Source organism: Oleiphilus sp. HI0132, from assembly GCF_001635845.1.
This window is the reverse complement of the sequence record NZ_LWGJ01000732.1, coordinates 1-479: the sequence shown is the minus strand read 5'-3', so window position 1 is coordinate 479 and position 479 is coordinate 1. Positions and strand designations below refer to the sequence as shown.

The 479-nt window shown below is 45.9% G+C and carries 1 protein-coding gene; it reads right to left on the bottom strand.

Annotation, left to right across the window (positions count from 1 at the left end):
* Positions 1 to 479, bottom strand: a 479-nt coding sequence (locus tag A3766_RS30755) for a hypothetical protein (protein WP_197479451.1), incomplete at both ends; no start/stop codon positions are given.

Below are 479 nucleotides of genomic sequence, written 5' to 3'. Positions count from 1 at the left end.
ACTGTTGGTCAAGCGCCTCAAGAATACCTTGTACAACGAGCTGGTTTACATAGACGTCTTCAACAAGCAGGATTCTAGACTCGCTCAAATCTGTAGTGGGGTCTTCTATAGCCGCTATCGCACTTTGCGTTAGCTCTGGTTTTTCTGAATAGAGGCTGAGCTCCATGCTTTGGATTAGGTCATTGGAACAGATAGGCTTATAGATATGGGCATCGAAGCCATGAGTCTTGCAATAGTTTTCATCGACCTGGGAACCGTACTTTGTCATGAGTATCAGGTATAAGGTTTCATTGCCTGCTTGGCTGCGAAGGTTGTCGCTAAGGTCGTGGGCAGAACCTTCAATCAGGTCTGCATCGATATAGATCAAGGGGACCTTACCAGGCCCGACAACATGTTCATTGAGTGAATTGAGCACGGAATTGGAGCTGTCGCAGATATATGAGGGAATTCCCCATTTACTTAGCTGTTTCTCAATTTCC